Source organism: Streptomyces sp. NBC_01006, from assembly GCF_045162725.1.
Lineage (GTDB): Bacteria > Actinomycetota > Actinomycetes > Streptomycetales > Streptomycetaceae > Streptomyces.
Genome location: NZ_CP108700.1, coordinates 741,447 through 760,157 on the forward strand (window position 1 = coordinate 741,447; position 18,711 = coordinate 760,157).

At 72.0% G+C, this 18,711-nt stretch carries 16 protein-coding genes; 8 read left to right on the plus strand and 8 right to left on the minus strand.

The annotated features are described in order from the left end of the window. The first annotated feature begins 53 nt into the window (after positions 1 to 53). Both OG509_RS03325 and OG509_RS03330 read left to right on the plus strand, forming a co-directional pair. Positions 54 to 176, plus strand: a complete 123-nt coding sequence (locus OG509_RS03325) for a hypothetical protein (RefSeq protein ID WP_406179948.1) — start codon at positions 54 to 56, stop codon at positions 174 to 176. A 182-nt stretch (positions 177 to 358) separates the two neighbouring features. Then, positions 359 to 1,879, plus strand: a complete 1,521-nt coding sequence (locus OG509_RS03330) for a serine/threonine-protein kinase (RefSeq protein WP_406179950.1) — start codon at positions 359 to 361, stop codon at positions 1,877 to 1,879. An 18-nt stretch (positions 1,880 to 1,897) separates the two neighbouring features. Here OG509_RS03330 and OG509_RS03335 read toward each other — a convergent pair whose 3' ends face one another. The 3 genes from OG509_RS03335 to OG509_RS03345 all read right to left on the minus strand — a co-directional run bounded on the left by OG509_RS03335 (position 1,898) and on the right by OG509_RS03345 (position 5,310). Then, the gene (locus OG509_RS03335) at positions 1,898 to 3,106 is read right to left on the minus strand and encodes an NAD(P)/FAD-dependent oxidoreductase (RefSeq protein WP_406179952.1); all 1,209 of its coding nucleotides are present in this window, start codon (positions 3,104 to 3,106) and stop codon (positions 1,898 to 1,900) included. An 80-nt stretch (positions 3,107 to 3,186) separates the two neighbouring features. Next, positions 3,187 to 4,131 carry an RNA polymerase sigma-70 factor gene (locus OG509_RS03340; RefSeq protein WP_406179953.1) on the minus strand — a complete coding sequence of 315 codons (945 nt, stop codon included), beginning with the start codon at positions 4,129 to 4,131 and terminating at the stop codon, positions 3,187 to 3,189. 69 nt (positions 4,132 to 4,200) lie between these two features. Continuing rightward, complete coding sequence (locus OG509_RS03345; protein WP_406179955.1) at positions 4,201 to 5,310, minus strand: FAD-dependent monooxygenase; 1,110 nt, start codon at positions 5,308 to 5,310, stop codon at positions 4,201 to 4,203. Between the two features lie 213 nt (positions 5,311 to 5,523). Between OG509_RS03345 and OG509_RS03350 the strand changes: the two genes are divergently transcribed. The 6 genes from OG509_RS03350 to OG509_RS03375 all read left to right on the plus strand — a co-directional run bounded on the left by OG509_RS03350 (position 5,524) and on the right by OG509_RS03375 (position 11,535). Then, positions 5,524 to 6,516, plus strand: a complete 993-nt coding sequence (locus OG509_RS03350; protein WP_406179957.1) for a TetR/AcrR family transcriptional regulator C-terminal domain-containing protein — start codon at positions 5,524 to 5,526, stop codon at positions 6,514 to 6,516. A gap of 205 nt (positions 6,517 to 6,721) precedes the next feature. Further along, a complete protein-coding gene (locus tag OG509_RS03355; RefSeq protein WP_406179959.1) occupies positions 6,722 to 7,843 on the plus strand; it encodes a nucleotide disphospho-sugar-binding domain-containing protein in 1,122 nt (373 codons plus the stop codon). An 80-nt stretch (positions 7,844 to 7,923) separates the two neighbouring features. Then, on the plus strand, positions 7,924 to 8,877 hold the full coding sequence (locus tag OG509_RS03360) for a MerR family transcriptional regulator (protein ID WP_406179961.1): 954 nt from the start codon (positions 7,924 to 7,926) through the stop codon (positions 8,875 to 8,877). A 306-nt stretch (positions 8,878 to 9,183) separates the two neighbouring features. Continuing rightward, positions 9,184 to 9,777, plus strand: coding sequence for a TetR/AcrR family transcriptional regulator (locus OG509_RS03365; RefSeq protein WP_406179963.1), 594 nt, complete (start codon positions 9,184 to 9,186; stop codon positions 9,775 to 9,777). Then, positions 9,774 to 10,619, plus strand: coding sequence for an alpha/beta fold hydrolase (locus tag OG509_RS03370; RefSeq protein ID WP_406179965.1), 846 nt, complete (start codon positions 9,774 to 9,776; stop codon positions 10,617 to 10,619). The genes OG509_RS03365 and OG509_RS03370 overlap by 4 nt, the downstream gene beginning before the upstream one ends. Positions 10,620 to 10,872: 253 nt before the next feature. After that, positions 10,873 to 11,535: a DUF4232 domain-containing protein gene (locus OG509_RS03375; RefSeq protein ID WP_406179967.1), complete on the plus strand. Its 663-nt coding sequence runs from the start codon at positions 10,873 to 10,875 to the stop codon at positions 11,533 to 11,535. Between the two features lie 19 nt (positions 11,536 to 11,554). Here OG509_RS03375 and OG509_RS03380 read toward each other — a convergent pair whose 3' ends face one another. The 5 genes from OG509_RS03380 to OG509_RS03400 form a co-directional block, all read right to left on the minus strand. After that, positions 11,555 to 12,583, minus strand: a complete 1,029-nt coding sequence (locus OG509_RS03380; protein ID WP_406179968.1) for a 2OG-Fe(II) oxygenase family protein — start codon at positions 12,581 to 12,583, stop codon at positions 11,555 to 11,557. Positions 12,584 to 12,818: 235 nt separating this feature from the next. Continuing rightward, positions 12,819 to 13,490, minus strand: a complete 672-nt coding sequence (locus tag OG509_RS03385; RefSeq protein ID WP_406179970.1) for a HEAT repeat domain-containing protein — start codon at positions 13,488 to 13,490, stop codon at positions 12,819 to 12,821. A gap of 102 nt (positions 13,491 to 13,592) precedes the next feature. Continuing rightward, entirely contained in the window at positions 13,593 to 16,691 is a 3,099-nt protein-coding gene (locus OG509_RS03390; RefSeq protein WP_406179972.1) for a glycoside hydrolase family 3 protein, read from the minus strand. A gap of 278 nt (positions 16,692 to 16,969) precedes the next feature. Further along, positions 16,970 to 18,205, minus strand: coding sequence for an RNA polymerase sigma factor (locus OG509_RS03395; RefSeq protein WP_406179973.1), 1,236 nt, complete (start codon positions 18,203 to 18,205; stop codon positions 16,970 to 16,972). A 2-nt stretch (positions 18,206 to 18,207) separates the two neighbouring features. Then, positions 18,208 to 18,633 (minus strand): YciI family protein, encoded by a 426-nt coding sequence (locus OG509_RS03400; RefSeq protein WP_406179974.1) that lies wholly within the window; start codon positions 18,631 to 18,633, stop codon positions 18,208 to 18,210. Positions 18,634 to 18,711: the final 78 nt, after the last annotated feature.

Genomic DNA, 18,711 nt, shown 5'->3' on the forward strand with positions numbered 1-18,711 from the left:
GCCGGCGGCGTTCAGGACCGCAGGCCCGCAGGCCGTACAGAAAGGTGCCCGATGTGGAACAGGCGAAGCTGACGCTCGAAGAGGTGCTCGACCTCGTCGAGAACCGGCCGGAGAAGACGCGCACGTGCCGGGTGCCGGACGGGGTGATCGCCGCCTTGCCGCTGACCGACGCGTGAGCTGCGCCGGATGCGGCCACGATGTTCCCCGCCCGCAGAAGAACGGCTCGTTCTCCGGGTACTCGTCGAGCTCGTACGCGTACGCCTGATCCCCTCCCGGCAGGATGCCTGCGGGCGCTCGGCTGACACCGGGTGCGGGCCGGCTCTAGGTTCTCCTGTAGGCGATTGCACTCGGGGGGACCATGGAGCAGTTGAAGGCCGGCGACCCGGCGGCCGTCGGCCCGTACCGGATCACGGCGCGGCTCGGCGCGGGCGGCATGGGGCAGGTCTACCTCGGGGAGTCGCGCAGCGGTCGGCGGGTGGCGGTGAAGGTCGTACGGCCGGAGATCGCCTCGGACCCCGGCTTCCGGGCACGGTTCCGGCGCGAGGTGGAGGCGGCGAAGGCGGTCGGAGGGTTTTGGACGGCGACCGTGGTCGACGCGGATCCGGAGGCGGAGACACCCTGGGTGGCCAGCGACTACATCCCGGCGCCCAATCTCGCCGAACGGGTCCGGGCGAGCGGGCCGTTGGCGGAGGACGCAGTGTGGCGGCTCGGCGCGGGCATGGCGGAGGCGCTGCACTCCGTACACCGGGCGGGGCTCGTGCACCGGGACCTCAAGCCCGCGAACGTCCTGCTGACGGAGAACGGGCCGCGGCTCATCGACTTCGGGATCGCCAAGGCGCTGCACGGTGCGACCGGTGCGACCGTGCTCACCCGGACGGGCGTGGCCATCGGCACCGCCGGATTCATGTCGCCCGAGCAGGCCCAGGGCGGCAGTGTCGGCACGGCCAGCGACATCTTCTCGCTCGGCACGGTTCTGTGCTTCGCGGCCACCGGGCGCATGCCGTTCGGCGAGGGCAGTGCGGCGGAGCTGCTCTACCGGGTCGTGCACGAGGCGCCGAACCTGGAACGTGTGCCGGAGGGACTCCGCGCGGTGCTGGGCGAGTGCCTGGACAAGCGGCCGGAGAGGCGGCCGTCCGCCGAGGAGGTGCTGTCCGCGCTGAGCGGGGGTGGCGCGGTGACCGTCGCGCCTTCGGTGACGGTCGCGGCGTATCCGCCACCGCCGCCGGGCGCGCCCCGGCAGGAGCCTGCCGTGCCGGTTCGGGATGCGGTTGTCGATGCTGTTGTGGATGCGGTTCCTGTCCGGGCGATTGCCGGGCGGAAATCAGGGGCGCCCATCGAGGTGCGGTACTCCATGGGGCACATGCGCGTCGCCATCGCGGCCATGCTCGCCGCGGTCGTTCCACTCGGCGTGGCCGTGTTCTCGTTCGTGGACCATCCCCTCCCCGCCGCGTCGGCGGGCATCGTCGCGGTCGCGCTGTTCAGCCTGGGAGGACTGGCCATGGCACGCGGAGACGCGGGGTGCGTCCGAGTGGCGGGTGACGGACTGTACTTCATGCGTAAAGGCCACGAATGGGGCGCCTCCTGGGAGGAGTTGGGCCGGATCACTCTGAGGTCTACGCGCTGGGGTCTGCTCCAGGAGTTCGTCCTGGTCGGCGAACTGGCGCCGAGTGCGACGAAGAACGTCGTCTGGGACCGCTTCCGGCCTGCCGGCCTCGGCTCCGGCCCCGGTCTCGGCCCCAGGGCGGCCGTCACCACCATCCGATTCCGCAACGCGGGGCTGGCGCGGGCGGAGATCGGACGGCTGCACGAGGCGTTGCTGCACCGCGCCGGTGAGCGCTACTCGTACGACGGTGGACTGCTCGCGGTCGTCCGCGGCTGAGGCCGGTAAGCCGGTGCGTCACGTGGTGATGAACCGGCTCTGCGCCTCGCGGGCCGCCGGGACGCGGTGGCGGCGGGTCGGCAGGAGCATCGTCGGGTGCGCGATGGTCCAGGTCGTTGACGCGCAGATGAACTCCTTGACGCGGGCGCCGGCCCGGCCCGTGATGACGGTGGTCGTCATCTGGTCCTCGGGGGTCACGCGCTGGAGGATTCCGTCGCGGCGTCCGAGGCTGATGCACTGGGCGGCGTAGCCGATCGGCTTCTCGGGGACCTTGCGGCCGGTCAGGCGCGCGGCGAGGGCGTCGGCGGCCTGCCACGCCATCGGGTTGGCCGTGGCGCAGGCCATCCGCAGCGGCCTGCCGCCCGCGCCCTCGGCGAACGCGGCGTCGCCGACGGCGTACACATCGGGGTGCGAGACCGAGCGCATGGTGGCGTCGACCACGATCCGCCCGGTGCTCGACACCTCCAGGGTGGTGGCGGCCGCGATCGGGTGGACGGCGAAGCCCGCGGTCCACACGGTGACCTGGGCCGGGATCTGCCCGGCTGCTGCCCCGGCGGCACCGGTGCCGGTGACCACGTGGTTCGCTTCGACGCGCGTGACGTCGGCCCCCTCGTGGACCGTGATGCCGAGCCGGTCGAGGACGACGCGCAGGTGGCGCTGCGCCTTTTCGCCGAGCCAGCCGCCGACGCCGTCGCGGGCGGCGATGGCGACGTGGAGGTCGGGGCGCGCCTCGGCGATCTCGGTGGCTGCTTCGATGCCGGTCAGGCCGCCGCCGACGACCAGTACGCTGCCGTCGGGCCCCAGCTCGCCCAGGCGTGCCCGCAGCCGCAGGGCGTCCTGCTTTCCGGCGATGTTGTGGGTGTACTCGGCGACACCGGGGACGGTGTGGTCGGCGTTCGTGCTCCCCAGGGCGTACACGAGGGTGTTGTAGGCGAGGGTGTCGGCGCCGTTCTCACCGGTGAGGTCGACGGTCTTGCGCTCGGCGTCGACCGCGGTGACCCATGCCTGCCGGACCTGCACGCCGGTGCCCTCGTACACCTCGCGCAGCGGGCGGCGCGGCAGGTCCTGGCCGCTCGCGAGCTGGTGCAGACGGATGCGCTCGACGAAGTCGGGGTCGCCGTTGACCAGGGCGATCTCGACGTCGTCGCGGTGCAGCCTCCTGGCGAGGCGGCCCGCGGTGACGGCTCCGGCGTACCCGGCTCCCAGGACGACGATGCGGTGCTTCATGACGTGCTCCTATCCGGTTGGACTCACCTCCTGAACCGGACAGCCGCGCGATCCCTGACAGGAATCGACTGTGACCTGCGTCACCAGATCTCCGTGACGGGGCGATGGGGGCCTGCGGCCGCCCACTGGCGTGCGATGCGTTCCAGTTTGTCGGGGTTGACCTGGATGTGGATCGCCTCGACACCGTCGGGCGTCGCGGCGAGGCACATGACGCCGAGGATGCGTTCGCCGCCCGCGATCAGTACGGCAGGGGCTCCGTTGACCACGGATGCATGGAGGGCGACGCTGCCACCTACGTATGCCCGCTTGGCGGGGCCCGGCCGGAACAGCCCCCGCAGGTAGCGCGCGATGCCGAGCGCACCGATGACCGGGGTCCTGCGGGCCCGGACCCGGGCGCCGCCGTCGGCCACGCTGACCGCGTCGTCGGTGAGCAGCCGGATCAGCGGCTCGGTGTCTCCGCTGAGGGCCGCTGCGAGGAATCCCTCCACGACCTTGCGGGCGGCGGCCGCATCGACCTCGACGCGGGCCCGGTCGGTCGTGAGGTGCTGCTTGGCGCGGCGGTGGATCTGCTGGCAGTTCGACTCGGTGAGGTCGAGGATCTCCGCGATCTCGCGGTGCGCGTACCCGAACGCCTCGCGCAGCACGTACACGGCGCGCTCGTTGGGCGTCAGCTTCTCCATGAGGACGAGCATCGCGAGGGACACCGACTCGCGCTGCTCGGCGGTGTCGGCCGGTCCGAGCATCCGGTCGCCGGCCAGGACCGGCTCGGGAAGCCACTGCCCCACGTACGTTTCCCGCCTGGCGCGGGCCGAGGTGAGCTGGTTGAGGCAGATGTTGGTGAGCACCTTCGTCAGCCACGCCTCGGGCGTCTCGATCAGCTCCCGGTCCGCCGCGTGCCACCGCAGGAAGGTGTCCTGCACCGCGTCCTCGGCATCACCGGCCGACCCCAGCAGCCGGTAGGCGATCGCCTCCAGGCGGCCCCTGGAGCTCTCGAACAGATCGGCCTCGTGCGTACGGAGCGACATCAGGCCATGATCGGCCATGCCTGCGGGCCCCGTCCACCCGCGTCGGCCCGGCTCTCCGGCAGCCCCGGATCAACCGTCCAGCGACATGGCGTTCTTGGCGTGCTCGACGGACGCCTCGGAGGCGGGGGCGCCGGGATTCTCCGTGGCCAGGGCCTGGTTGAGGGAGACGAAGGGGCGCATGCGCCGCTCGTAGTCGGCGTACGCGGCGCTGTGGCCGCTCTGCGTCCGGGCCGCCAGGGCGAGGCAGTCGGCCAGTACGTACGCGCCGACGAGGGCGATGCTGGTGCCCTGTCCCGAGAGCGGGGAGGGGCAGTAGCCGGCGTCTCCGAGCAGGGCCACCCTGCCGCGCGACCAGCTGTCCATACGGATCTGGGCCATGGCATCGCAGTAGAAGTCAGGCGCTTGCATGGCGGCCGCGGCGAGGCGGGTGCCGTTCCAGCGCAGGGACGTGAGCTTGTCCACGACGAGCTGCCGGAGGGTGTCCGGAGCGTGGGTGAGCGGGCCGGACTCGAAGCCGAAGGCAATCCGGAGTTCGGTGTTGTCGCGCACGGGCATCATGCCGAAGCCCGCGTCGCCGTCGCGGAGCCACATCTGCCAGTCGTCCAGGGCGAGGAAGTTGTCCGTACTGAACACCGACAGGTAGCTGCCCAGATGGTGCACGAAGTCCTCCTCCGGCCCGAAGGCCAGGCGCCGTACGGTCGAATGCAGTCCATCGGCTCCGATCACGAGGTCGAAGGAGCGGGGCGCCCCGTGGGCGAAGTCGACGTGCACCCCGCTCTCGTGCTCGGCGAGCGCGGTGATGCTGTTGCCGAAGAGGTACTCGACGTCCGAGCGGGTGTGCTCGTGGACCATCCGCACCAGGTCCTCTCGCAGCAGCTCGATGTCGTCGCTGTCGAGCCTGCCGCTGCTGTAAGTGGCCTCCGTGGAGCGCTCGACCTCCTGTCCGTCGGGGCCGAGGATCGACATGCCGCGCATCCGGGTGCGTACGCTCCTGGCCTGCCCCAGCAGGCCCGTACGCTCGACGACATCGAGCGCGACGCCGCGGATGTCCACGGCCTGGCCGCCGGCGCGCGGGCCGGGGGCGCGTTCGACGACGGTCGGCTCGAAGCCGTGGCGGCGCAGCCAGTGGGCGAGGACGGGGCCGGCGATTCCGCCGCCGGAGATGAGAACGGTCCGCATGGGAAGGCTCCTTGTCGTGCGGTGTACGTGGCGTTCGGGTGTGTGTACGTATGAAGGTGCGTACGCGCCTCGCTCTGAACAGGACTGAACGTACGCTGTACGCACACCCCCTTCAACTGGCCCAATGGACTTACTGACCTAGGACAGTTGGGGCTCGCTCGGCATCTTGGCTGCTAACCTCTGCACTAGTACAGAGGGGGAGGGGCAGAGAACGTGACACATCCCACAGGGGCACAGGGCGTGCCGCCCTATCTGCGCATCGCCGGCGAGATCCGCCGGCGCATCACGGACGGCGAACTCGCGCCCGGGGACCGGGTCCCGTCGACCCGTCAGGTCGCCAGGGAGTGGGACGTCGCGATGGCCACCGCCGCCAAGGCCCTGACCGCCCTGCGGTTGGAGGGGCTGGTCGAGACCCGGCCCCGCACGGGCACGGTCGTGGCCGCGCCCGCTCCGGTGGCGCCGCCGCGCCGGCGGCCGTCATCGAGTTCAAGTGGTTCATCCGCCTCGCCCTCTTCGTCCGCCTCATCGGCCCTGGCCTTCGAGGGGGACCTGGCCCTCGACCGGATCGTCCGCGCCGCCATCGACATCGCCGACGCGGAAGGGCTCTCCGCGCTCTCCATGCGCGGCGTAGCGGCCCGGCTCGGCGTCGCGGCCATGTCGCCGTACCGGCACGTCCCCAGCAAGGACGACCTCGTCCTGCTCATGGCCGACGCCGCCTTCGGAGAGGAGTCCTACCCCGCGGACGCCCCGGAGGGCTGGCGCTCCCGCATCGAGCTGGGCGGCCGAACCCTGTGGGCCCTGTACCGCCGACACCCGTGGCTGGCCCAGCTCAGCTCCCTCACCCGCCCGCTGCTCGTACCCAACCTGATGGTCCACGGCGAATGGGTACTGGCCGCACTCGACGGCCACGGCCTCGATCCCGAGACTCTGTTCGACATCCACGTGCTGCTCTACAGCCACGTCCAGGGGCTGGCCGTGCACCTGGAGTGGGAGGCACAGGCCGAGGCGACCACCGGCCAGTCGGAGGACGAGTGGATGGAAAACCGCGCCCCCACCCTCCGCACCCTGATGGAATCCGGCCGCTTCCCCGCCTTCACCAAGGCGCTCGGAGCCTTCGAAGACGGCTATGACCTACGACTCGACGCCCTCTTCGAACTGGGCCTCAAGGCCCTCCTGGACGGCCTGACCCCTCTCGTCGAAGGCTAGATCGCGTCGTACGTACCGTCCTGCCGGGGCCGCCGGCGTCTCGTGAGCACATCGCACCCCTGCCCGGCAAGGCCCGTAGCAGAACGTCCGGTTATCGACCCCCTCGGGAACACGGCCTGCCTCCCGGTCAGTTCAACGCACGGCACCGGGGGCGGGCCCGCACGGCTCGCCCCCGACCGACAGACCCAATGGGCTAGGAGACACCGTGCGCGTACTCTTCACCGGACCGGCCTCGGCCGGTCACCTGTTCCCGATGATCCCCACCGCGCAGGCCCTGCGCGCCGCCGGCCACGACGTGCTGTTCGCGTGTTCGCAGCCGCTGAACCACCTGCGCCAGGCCGGATTCCCGATCGTCGAGATCGGCGACGGCCGTACGATCCGGGAGGTGTTCGAGCAGTCCACCGGTGAGGAGGCCCGCTACGTCAACCCGGACTTGAGCACGGACCAGATCCTCGACATGGCGGCCCGCGGGTTCGCGCTGGCCTCCCGGCCCACCGTGGACGGGCTGCGGGAGACCGCCGAGAACTGGGGTGCCGACCTGTTGGTCTACGACTCCTTCCAGGCCTCCGCCCCGCTCGTCGCGGCCAAGCTCAAGATCCCGTCGGTGATCCAGAACTTCGGCGTCACCTCCGGCCACGACATGGTCGCCCGGCTCGCCGCGAACTTCACCGAGGCGTACGAGACGTACGGGGTGGAAGGGCCCGCAGTACCGACCGCGCTGGACATCGTTCCCGCCTCTCTCGGCGGCGACGACGGCGGCCTGCGGATGCGCTACCTCCCCTACAACGGCGGCGGCACCATCTCCGCCGGTCTCCTCCGCCGCGGCACCCGCCCGCGCGTCGCCGTCACCCTGGGCACCGTGCTCACCGAGATGGACGGCGTCCGCGCCATCATCCAGCTGACCGAAGCGGCGGCCTCGGTCGACGCCGAGTTCCTCCTCGCCGTCGGCGACGCCGACCTCGCCCCCCTCGGCACCCTCCCCGACAACGTCCGCCCGCTGCCCTGGACCCCGCTCGCCGAGTTGCTGACGGCCTCCGACGCACTGATCCACCACGGCGGCTCCGGCACCATGCTCACCGCCCTCCAGGCAGGCGTGCCCCAACTCGTCCTTCCCCAGGGCGCGGACCACTTCACCAACGCCGACGCCCTCACCGCCACCGGCGCCGCCCTGCGCTCCACCTCCGACGCCGTCGACACCCCGCTCCTGACCCGCCTCATCAGCGACCCCGACCTGCGCGAGGCAGCCACCCGCCTCCAGGCGGAGAACGCCGCCCTGCCGAGCCCGGCCGAAACCGTCCCCGCCCTCGAAGCCCTGACCACGAACTAGCCGGCGCCACGACTCGACCACCGGTGGCGAGACGTACGCGGCTTGACTCTCCACCGGCTGGAGACCGGAGAGTGGGTGGCATGAACGGCACGACGTCCCTGCACTCGATCGGCAGCCTTTCGACCCGTACCGGCGTACCGGTACGGACGATCCGGTTCTATTCGGACATAGGATTGCTGCCCCCGAGCCATCGCACCCCGGCGGGCTACCGCAGCTACGACAATGCGGCCCTGATCCGGCTCCAGACCATCTGTGCCCTGCGAGAGCTCGACGTCGATCTCGGCACGATCCGACGCGTCCTCGGCGGCGAGCTCTCCGTCGCCGAGGTCGCCGCCGCCCGGGCCGACGCCACCGAACTCCAGATCCGCGTGCTGCGCCTGCGGCGGAGCGTACTGCGGCACCTCGCCCGGCGCGGCCACAACCCCGAGGAGGCAGCTCTCGTGCACCAGCTCATCCGTCGCACGTCCGAGGAACGGCGCCGCCTGGTGGCGGACTTCATCGACGGCCTCACCGCCGCCGGGACCCCGTCCGCGCCCACTGCGGCAGCCGCGCTGCGCAGCGCCGTCCCCGACCTGCCCGACGACCCGACGGACGCGCAGGTCGCCGCATGGATGGAAATCACCGAACTCATCACCGACGACGGCTTCCGCGCCCGCATGGCGCACGCCGCGCTCCCACCCGCGGACGAGGACGCCCTGCCGGGGGTCGCCGCCGGGACGGCGGCGGAACTCGTCGCCTTCGCCCGGCAGGCGGTCGCCGCCGCGAGGGAATCGGGCACCGATCCGCAGGACGAGGAGGCCGTAGCCGTTGTCGATGCCGTGGTGGCACGCTTCGCCTCCGCCCTCGGCCGCCCTGTCGGACCCGAGTTGAAGCAATGGATGGCGGAGCGGTTCGAGGAGGGGCACGACCCGCTCGTCGCGCGCTACTGGCGGCTGGTGTGGACCGCCAACGACTGGCAGGTGCTCCCCGGGCACCTGCCCTTCCAGCCCTGGCTGGTCGAGGCCCTGCGCCGGGGGCGGCCGGGCTTGGCGTGATCCCGGTATGCCGCGGCCTGCTCCTGGCGCTCGCCGCCCTGACGGTGGAGTCAGTGGCCGCAGCAGCGCCGCCGACCGCTCCGACCTGGACCGCCCGGAATTACGTGCTGCCGCTGATGGTCGCCCGTCGGCGCGGCCACGGACCCCGACTTCGCCGCCCACTGGGCCAGGAATCCGGACGGGCGGTTCGGCCCGCTCGGAGACCCACTGCAACACCGGAGCCCTCCCCCTCATCACCTCCCCCGCATTTGCCTACCTAGATGCCCTAGGTTAAAACTAGGATTCCTAGGATGAAGTGGAGGGTGCATGGCACGGGCAGGGTTGACGGCTGAGCGGGTGACGGTCGCGGGTGCCGAGCTGGCGGACGAGGCCGGTCTCGACCAGGTGACCATGTCGCAGGTGGCACGGCGACTCGGTGTGAAGGACGCGAGCCTCTACACGCACGTGCGCAACCTGGCCGATCTGCGCGGCCGGATCGCGCTGCTCGCGGCCGACGAGAAGACCATCCGTATCGCGGAGGCCACCGCCGGGCGGGCGGGCAAGGATGCACTGGTCGCCTTCGCCAACGCCTGGCGGGAGTACGCCCACCAGCATCCGGGCCGCTACACGGCGACCCAGACCCCGATCCGGATCGACCCCGAGCTGGCCGCTCAGGCGCCCGGACCGCGGCGCGCGGTCGAGCTGACCTACGGCATGCTGCGCGGCTACGGACTGGCCGAGCCCGACCTCACCGACGCGGTCCGGTTGTTGCGCAGCACGTTCCACGGGTTCGTCGCCCTGGAGGCCGCCGGCGGGTTCGGGCACGAGCGTGCGCCGCAGTTGTCCTGGATCCGCGCCCTCGACGCCCTCCACACCCTCCTGGAGCACTGGCCCGCGTCCCGAGAAGGAGACTCCGCATGACCGACCCGACCCTCGGCAACCTGCAAGTGAACGGCGCGACCCTGCACTACGAAGTACGCGGCCAGGGCCCGCTCCTGCTGCTGATCCCCGGCGGGACGGGCGGAGCGGCGGCCTTCGACGCCATCGCCGACGACCTGGCCGCCGAGTACACCGTCGCGACGTACGACCCGCGCGGCATGTCCCGTAGCGCGCTCGACGACCCCGAGGCCGAGCAGAGCGTGGCCGAGCACGCCGACGACGCGTTGCGGATACTGGACCTGCTGTCGCCCGGCGAGCCCGCCCGGGTGTTCGGTGCCAGTTCGGGTGCGATCGCCGCGGTGCACCTGCTGACCGCCCGCCCCGAACGCGTCGAGCGCCTCGTGGCGCACGAACCGCCGCTGGTGGAGGTCCTGCCGGACGCCCCCGAACACCGTGCGCTCCTCGTACGCGTGCAGGAGACGTTCCGCACCCAGGGGCTCCTGCCGGCGATGGCCGAGTTCGCCGCCGGCCTGGAGAAGGAGGGCGGCGGCGACACCGCCGAGCCGCCGCACGCCGAGCTCGAACTCCCGCCCCAGGCGGCGGCCCGGGCCGAGCGGACGATGGCCGACCTGCCGTACTTCCTTGGGCGCATCGTGCCCGCCTTCATGGCCTACGCCCCGGACGTCCACCGCCTGGAGTCCCTGTCGGACCGGCTCGTGCTCGCCTGCGGCCAGGACTCGCGGGGCGAATTGCCCTACCGTCCAGCCGCGCTGCTGAGCGAGCGGCTGGGCACGGAACTCCTGCACTTCCCCGGCGGTCACACGGGCCTGACCACGCACCCGGTCGAGTTCGGGGAGCTTCTCCGGAAGGCCTTCCGCGCATAGACCCCTTTCGTCGCCCCCCCTTCGTCGCTCGCTCCTGCGGGGCATACGGCGTCCAGTGCGGACGGTGCGGTTGTCCTTCCTGGCCTGACCGCGCCCCTGACCGGCGCGTCGCTGTGGGTGTAACAGCAATGTATTAAGGGGTGGTCGGACGGAACGGTTCGCCCGGGTGGGTGGGTCCTGGTGGTTGGAAACGCTCGCTCGTACCGACCCGTACGAGCGGCCGGCGCCCCCGACCGATACTGAGGAAGAAGCGATGCGCGTCAACAAGCTCACGTTCGCCGCCCTGGCCGTTGCCACCGGTCTCTCGCTCACGGCCTGCCAGAGCGGCGATGGCGGCAAGGGGCCGAGCGGCCCTTCGTCCGCTTCCACCGTCCCTTCCCCGGGGGGTGGTTCGGCCTCGGGCAGTTCGGATCAAGGCGGTGGGAAGGCCTCCAGCGGGAAGAGCCCGGCCGGGCAGGGCACGGCCGCCGGGACCGGTTCCGACGCGAACGGCAAGGTCGCCAAGTGCCGCACCGACGAGCTGGAAATCACGGCGATGGACCACACCATCGACGGCGACCCCGACGGCACCGTCGCCGTGCAGCTGAAGAACCGCGGCAGCCGGGACTGCACGTTGTCCGGGTTCGCGGGCGTCGACCTGAAGACGAACGCGGGGTCGCTGTCCGCGAAGCGCAGCGGTGAGCCGGCCGGGCCGGCCGCGCTCAAGCCCGGGAAGTCGGTGGCCTTCGGCATCAACTACCCGCTCAACACGTCGGACGGCTCCGGCGTCCGCGTCACGGGACTGCTGGTGACCCCGCCGGACGAGACGAAGTCGGTCACCCTCGGCTGGCCGGGCGCCGCCACCCTGCCCGTCACGGAGGGCCCCGGCTCCCCGGTGAAGGTCGGCCCCATCGGAAGCGCCGGTCAGGGCGGCTGACCCGCGCCCCGGTGCCCGTCTAGGAGCGGGCCAGCGCCGCGAGCCGGCCCTCCCGGATGATGCGCAGCGTCGTCGCCCGCTCCGGGTAGCACCTCATGAGCATGTCGGTTATGTGGCGACCGTAGTGCAGCGTCTCCTCCTCGCGCCGCCCGCCCAACGGCCGCATCCGCGCGTCGAAGTGCGGCTCGTGGAAGTACGCGAGCGCGTAGCGCTCCCGCTCCGCCAGCCGGACCCGGTGCGCCGTCGCCTCCACCGCCCCGCGCGTCAGGAACTGCAGGATGTCCCCGGGGAACACCGTCAGCACCCCCGGCTCGGGCGTCACGAACCGCCAGTCCTGTGCGTCCTCGGCCCGCCCGGCCGAACTCTCCCCCGCCACCCAGTTCCGCGACCGCCGCTCACCCTCCACGGGCGGGCGAACGTACAGCCCGCCCACGTCATCCTGCGCCGCGATCACCAGCAGTCCGTAGTCGGTGTGGGAGCCGATGCCCCGCGCCGACGGCGCCGTACGAGCGGGGAAGCGCAGGACCCGCATGTGGTGCCAGCCGCCCCGGGTGAGCCCGGTCAACTGCCGTGCGCCCGAGGTCCCCAGGCCCAGCCCCAGGGCGACGAGCCGCAGGATCCGCTCACCGAGCTCACCGACGCTGCCCAGATACGTCTCGATGGCGTACCGGAACGGATCACCCGGCCATGGCACCGGGCCATGGCAGGGCATCCCCTTGCGCACCCGGCGGTGGTCGTGGTCGAAGTGCGGGGTGACGGTGAAGATCTCCGGCTGGTCCGGCACGCCCGCCGTCAGCTCTTCCCCGGACTCGATGTACCCGCTGTACGACAGGTCGTTGACGCAGCAGTGCTTCAGCCCGAGCGGCAGCCGGAAGAACGCCCGTGCCGCGCACATCGCGGCGTCGGTCAGCTCCCCCAGTTCGGCATCCCGCCGAACTTGAAAGATCCCGTCCTGCTGCCAGGCCCGCACCATCCTCCGCCCCAGCTCCTGGTCCGCCGCGGTCCCCCTGACCCGCTCCGGCACCCGGAACGTCGAGAATCCGGCCATCCTCTGCCTCCTCCGCCCGTGGCTCGTGCCCACCAGCACGTCCAGGGCCCTGCGAGGTTCGGCCGATCCCACACCCATGGCTGGTTCCAGTAGCGCCTGCGCCCCCGCTCCCCGCCGATCCGCCCAGCTCACCGCCTGGGGCCTGCCCCTCCGGCCTCTTCCGTCACCCCGGGCTCCACCACCTGAACGGCCCGAAGCCACCGCATCCGCACGGGGTGGGCCCGATCAACAGCGCCTACTCCCCTCCCGGCCGGTCCTGCAAGGCCGCGATGCGTTTGGCCTCCTCGATGGCGTACTCGAATCCGGCGTCCGGGTCGCGCAGCAGGCGTTCCGTGGCCATCGCGTGGTGACGCACTCGGGGGTCGGGATCGGTCATCGCAGGGCGTAGGGCGGGCAGAGCGGCTCCCTCACCGAGGGCGATCAGCGCCCGGCTCAGGCTCAACTGCGTATCACGCCCGCCCCGCCCCAGCTGCGCCGCCAGTGCTCCGGCCAGTTCCGGCTCCTCGCCTTCGGGCACCAGCGACACCGCCGCCCGCCAGGCACTGCGCGCCACCTCGTCGTCGGCGTCGGCCAGGAGCGCCCCGGTGATCGCCGGCCATGCCCGCCGGTCGCCGATCTTGGACAGCGTGTGCAGTGCCTGGCTTCGTGCCTGCGCCCCTTCGGAACGGAGCTCATCGATCAGCCGTGGGACCGTGATGGATGCCGCGTGCCGGGTGAGCGCCCATGTCAGCATCTCCCGTACGGAGAAGTCGGGTTCGACCTCGCACCGCTCCATGAGTCTCTCCACGGAGCGCGCGTCCGGAGTCGAGCCGATCGCCAGCGCCGCCCGCAGCCGCACCGACGGGCGGCTGTCCTCCAGCCCCGGGAGAGCGCGCTGCGTGTTCGTGTCCTGGTCCGCCGTGGTCATAGGAACCACCTCCTGGACGGCAGTGAAGACCTTGTCACCATGTCAAGGTCAAACACCGGAGACGGCGGGGCCCCCGCGCCGGAGCGCGGGGGCCCCGCCTCACTACCGGGCCGCGGCCCGGAAGGCTGCCGTCAGGCCGGCCACCGCTCCCGTCAGGTCGCCGGTCATCAGGAGGTGGTCCGCTTCGGCGAAGGGTCGGGACGAGGCCTGCGTGAAGCGGCCGCCGATCCGGTCCGCGGCGATCGCCCGGGCCCGGTCCGCCACCGCGCGCCCGGCCTCCGAGTCGGCCCCGGTCGTACGCTCGACCGCCGCCGCGGCCAGGGCGAGGGCGCGCAGCGCCGGCTCGCCGCCCTGCGGGGGTGCGCCGAGCGTGGTCAGGCCCCAGCCGTACGGGAACTGCGGATCGTACGCCGCGTCGCCGACGTTGATCGGGAGTTGGGCCTCCGACTTCGGCCAGGTGACCGGGAGCCGGCCGGTGAACGGCCGCTTGCCGTACAGCACATCGGCGACCCCGTCGCCCTCGGTGCCCGGCAGCCAGGACGCGACCAGCGCCGTCATCCGGTCCAGCCGGTCGCCGATCAGCTGCGGGCGTCCGGAGACCACGAGTACCGCGCACCGCATCGCCGCGCAGACCCGGTCCACGGCCGCCTTGTCGGCCTCCGAGAGTCGGAGGTCGTGGCCGTTGCCCACATCGCCGACGCCCTCCGCGTACGGGGTCTCGCCGACGACGACCACGCCGACGTCGTATCCGGCCGTGGGCGCGGTCGCGTCCTTGGAGTACGTCACCGATTCCGGCGAGACGGCCGCCTTCCGCATGCCCTCCAGGATCGTGGTGCCCACCGTGGTACGCCCCGACGAGCCCTGCCAGCTCACGGTCCAGCCGCCCGCCTGGTTGCCCAGGTCGTCCGCGTTGGAGCCGGCGACGTAGACCTTCTGCGAGGGCTTCAGCGGCAGCAGGCCGCCCTCGTTCTTGAGGAGGACCTGGGACTTCGCCGCCGCCTGGCGGGCCACTGCCCGGTGTTCGGCCGAGCCGACCGTACCCAGGCCGGTGCGGTCGGCGTACGGCTTCTCGAACAGGCCCAGCTTGAACTTCTGCTCCAGGATCCGCGCCACGGCGTCGTCGATCCGCGCCTGCGGGATCCGGCCCGCGGCCGCCTCGCCGACCAGCGTGCGGTGGAAGTCCTGGTACGCGCTCGGGACCATGATCATGTCGAGGCCGGCGTTGATCGAGGTCCGGACGTCGCTCGCGTAGTCGCCGGGGATCTGGTCGATGGCCTGCCAGTCGCTGATGACGAAGCCCTTGAAGCCCATCCGGTCCTTGAGCACACCGTTGATCAGTTCCGCGTTGGCGTGCATCTTCACCGGGCCGGCGTCGTCACCGAGGAAGTCCACCGAGGAGTAGGAGGGCATGACCGTCCCCACCCCGCGCTTGACCGCCTCCCGGAACGGCGCCAGGTGCACCGCCTCCAACTCCTGCCGGGTGACCCGGGTAATTCCCTGGTCGATGGTGTACGAGCCGGTGGTGGAGGAGCCGTACTCGGTGCCGCCGTCGCCCACGTAGTGCTTCGCGGTGGCCAGCACCTTGTCCGGGCGGTCCAGGTCCCGGCCGTCCGGCGCCCCCTGCATACCGCGGATCACCGTCTCCATCGCCGTGACCAGAGCCGGGTCCTCGCCGAAGGCCTCGTACGAGCGGCCCCAGCGCTCGTCGCGGGTGACGCACAGGCAGGGCGCGAAGTCCCATGGGACGCCCGTCGCCCGGACCTCGGCGGCGGTCACCGCGCCGGTCCGCTCGGCCAGCTCCGGGTCGCGGGAGGCGCCCAGGCCGATGTTGTGCGGCATGATCGTGGACCCGACGACGTTGTTGTGGCCGTGTACGGCGTCCACACCGTAGATCAGCGGGATCTGGAGTCGGGCCGCCCGGGTGCGCAGCTGATAGCCGTCCACCATGTTCGCCCACCCCTCGGGGGTGTTGGGGCTGGGGACGGAGCCGCCGCCGGACAGGAGCGAGCCCAGACCGTACGCGGCGATGTCACCGGGGGACTTGAGCGCGTTGCGCTCGGCCTGGGTCATCTGCCCGGCCTTCTCCTCCGGGGTCATCCGGGCGAGCAGGTCCGCGACGCGCTTGCGCACCGGCAGCTTCGGGTCGAGGTACGGCAGCCCGTGCGCGTCGATCACCACGAGCGGATCCTCGGCGGGCGGCCGGGCCCCGGTCACGGTCAGCTTCACCGGTACGGTCTCGGCGGTTTCGCCGTCCCGGTCCTTGGTGGTGGTGACGGTGACGGTACGTGAGCTGCCGGAGGGGGTCCCGGCCGGGAAGGTGAGCGTGCCGGTCACCGGCCGGTAGTCGGCTCCGGGTGTCGCGGTGCCCCCCTCGGTGGAGTAGCCGACGGTCACCGGCTCGGTGAGCGGTCCGGAGCCGGTCGTGGCCACGGATACGCGTACGTCGGCGGAGCCGCCTTCCTTCACAGGGTGAACGGTCGTGTCGGTGACGACCTTGGTCTGCACGACCGGGTCGGCGGCGCCGTACACCTCCAATCCATCGATCAAGAACTCGCCGGAGCGGCCCACCGGGAAGGTGAAGGCGTAGCCCCACATCTCGGTCAGCCCGAGCACGTGGTCGATGCCGCCGACCGGCTGGTAGTCCGTGCGGTACTCGAACCGGGAGAACGGGATCTCGACGAGGTGCCAACCCTGCCAGTCGTCGGTGAAGGAGGTCGTCCACAGCTCGGACGCCTCACCGTTGGCCCCGCCGTCCTTGAGCTCGAAGTTCACCCGGGGGCCCGATCCGGGTGGCAGCGGTGCGGTGTTCTGCCCGTACCACCAGAACCGGATGCCGCCGCGGGCGCTCCAGTCGTGGGCGGGCTTGTCGAAGGCGAAGTCGTGGGTGTAGCCGCCCCAGCCGCTGATGTCGTACGCGCCGTGCAGCACCTTCGCGCCCTCGGGGGCGTCGGCGCGCTCCCGGAGCTCCAGCCGGGGGTTGTCGTCGGCATCGCTGCCCCAGGTGAAGATTCCCTCCGCGGGCGGTCCGGCGAACGGGATCTCGCCCTCGAAACGGTCGACCGCCGTCGGGGGCGGCGGTTCCCCGGCGGCGGCCGTGGCCGTGGCCTGTGCGAGCGGGAGGAGCCCGGCGAGGACGCCGGCCACGCCCAGCAGGGCGGTTCTGAGCCGGCGCCGGGCCGGTGTCACGCGTACGGTGGTCACAAAGCGCCTCCGAGGTCTATACCACGGGACAGGACACCGCGTGAGTCAACTGAACCGCCCTGCTGCCGTCAAGACTTCACGTCACGACTGGCCGAATGCCCGCCGCGTACGGCGGCACGGCGGCCCCCGCGTTCGGCTCCTGAAGCGGCGATGTCACTTGCCGTAGTCCAGCCGGTCGCCGACTCCGAGGATCAGGCAGCCCCCTCACGGAGCGTGCCCGACCAACTGGCCGTATCTGTACCACTCATGGAACCTGTCGTCTTCAGGGCCCGGCGCGCTCAGTGTCCGAGCCGGGAGGCCCTCGTGCGGAGGTAGTGGCGTTCCGGGATGTTCAGGGTGAGGCGGGCCGCTTCCTCGTAGGCCTCGCGGGCGGCTTCGGTCGCGCCGGTATGTTCGAGGAGGTGGGCGCGGACCGCTGCGAGGCGGTGATGGTCCTTCAGGCGGGGTTCCAGGGCGGTGAGTTCGGTGAGGCCGGACTCGGGGCCGTGGACCATCGCGACGGCCACCGCGCGGCCGAGTTCCGCCATCGGGTCGGGGACCTGGGCGATGAGCAGGTCGTAGAGGGCGAGGATCTGCGGCCAGTCCGTGTCCTCGGCGCGTGCGGCCTCGTCGTGGAGGGCCGCGATCGCCGCCTGGAGCTGGTACGGGCCGGGCGGGCCCTCCGCGAGCGCCTCCTCGACCAGGGCGGTGCCCTCGGTGATGGCCTCGGAGTCCCAGAGCCCGCGGTCCTGTTCGTCCAGGGGGATCAGCTCGCCGTGTGTGCCCGTACGGGCTGCGCTGCGGGCCTCGGTCAGGAGCATCAGGGCCAGCAGACCGGCCACCGCGCCCTCCCGGGGCAGCAGGCGGCGCACCGCCCGGGTCAGCCGGATCGCCTCGCGCGCCAGGTCGGCGCGGTGGAGGGTGGGGCCCGAGGTCGCGGTGTAGCCCTCGTTGAAGATCAGGTAGAGCACCTGGAGGACGGTGGCCAGCCGGGCGTCCCGGTCCTCGGGGCCGGGCGGGTGGAAGGGGTGGTCACGGAGCTTCGCCTTCGCCCGGCTGATCCGCTGCGCGATCGTCGCCTCCGGTACGAGATGGGCCCGGGCGATCTCCGCCGTGGTGAGGCCTCCGACGGCGCGCAGCGTCAGCGCGATCCGGGCGGCGGGCGCGAGCTCCGGGTCGCAGGAGAGGAAGAGGAGCGTGAGGGTGTCGTCGTCGGACGGTGCGGCCCGGGTGTCGCGGGGTTCCAGACGGGCGGCGGTCTCCTCGCGCCGCGCCCGTGCCTCGTCCGCCCGCAGCCGGTCGGTCAGCCGCCGCGAGGCCACCCGGATCAGCCAGCCGCGCGGATTGGCGGGCGTCCCCGTCTCCGGCCACTGCCGCGCGGCGGCCAGCAGGGCCTCCTGTACGGCGTCCTCGGCGGCGTCGAAGTGTCCGTACCGGCGCACGAGCGCGCCGAGGACCTGCGGCGCGTGCCTGCGCAGCAGGTCCTCGACCGTCTCAGCGAGCTCGGCGGTCTCGGCGGGGTCCTGTTCGTGCACGTTCAGCTGGTGAAGAGCTCGGACTCGGGGCGCTCGTCGATCTGCCGGATCACCACAGGGTGCTCCGGCGCGCCGGCCGGCTGCGGACAGCGGGCGACCCGCGCCGCGATCTCGGTGACCCGCTCCAGGCTCGCGCAGTCGAGCACCCAGTACCCGGCGAGCAGTTCCTTCGTCTCCCCGTACGGGCCATCCGTGATCACCGGCCGGCCGTCCCCGTCGGCGGTCACGAAGCGGGTCCGCGCGGGCTCGACGAGCCCCTGCGCGTCGAGCAGCTCACCGGACTCGGCGAGGTCGTTGTTGATCGCCTCCATGTGCGCGAACATCGCCTTCAGGTCCTGCTCGCTCCACGCGGGGCTCTGCGCACTGCCCTTGCCGCCGTAGGCGTCGTAGTCGACTTGGGAGCCCTGCACCATGACGAGGTACTTCATGGCGTCCTCCTTCGCTCGTGGTTTCCCGTTGCCTTGCACAGGGGACGTCGGAGCCGGGCACCGATCCTCGACACCTCG

What these genes read in the sequence shown, in the direction of transcription:
- OG509_RS03330 (WP_406179950.1), top strand. Translation starts at nt 359, where the DNA reads ATGGAGCAGTTGAAGGCCGGCGACCCGGCGGCCGTCGGCCCGTACCGG.
- OG509_RS03335 (WP_406179952.1), bottom strand. Translation starts at nt 3,106, where the DNA reads ATGAAGCACCGCATCGTCGTCCTGGGAGCCGGGTACGCCGGAGCCGTC.
- OG509_RS03340 (WP_406179953.1), bottom strand. Translation starts at nt 4,131, where the DNA reads ATGTCGCTCCGTACGCACGAGGCCGATCTGTTCGAGAGCTCCAGGGGC.
- OG509_RS03345 (WP_406179955.1), bottom strand. Translation starts at nt 5,310, where the DNA reads ATGCGGACCGTTCTCATCTCCGGCGGCGGAATCGCCGGCCCCGTCCTC.
- OG509_RS03360 (WP_406179961.1), top strand. Translation starts at nt 7,924, where the DNA reads ATGAACGGCACGACGTCCCTGCACTCGATCGGCAGCCTTTCGACCCGT.
- OG509_RS03365 (WP_406179963.1), top strand. Translation starts at nt 9,184, where the DNA reads ATGGCACGGGCAGGGTTGACGGCTGAGCGGGTGACGGTCGCGGGTGCC.
- OG509_RS03370 (WP_406179965.1), top strand. Translation starts at nt 9,774, where the DNA reads ATGACCGACCCGACCCTCGGCAACCTGCAAGTGAACGGCGCGACCCTG.
- OG509_RS03375 (WP_406179967.1), top strand. Translation starts at nt 10,873, where the DNA reads ATGCGCGTCAACAAGCTCACGTTCGCCGCCCTGGCCGTTGCCACCGGT.
- OG509_RS03380 (WP_406179968.1), bottom strand. Translation starts at nt 12,583, where the DNA reads ATGGCCGGATTCTCGACGTTCCGGGTGCCGGAGCGGGTCAGGGGGACC.
- OG509_RS03385 (WP_406179970.1), bottom strand. Translation starts at nt 13,490, where the DNA reads ATGACCACGGCGGACCAGGACACGAACACGCAGCGCGCTCTCCCGGGG.
- OG509_RS03400 (WP_406179974.1), bottom strand. Translation starts at nt 18,633, where the DNA reads ATGAAGTACCTCGTCATGGTGCAGGGCTCCCAAGTCGACTACGACGCC.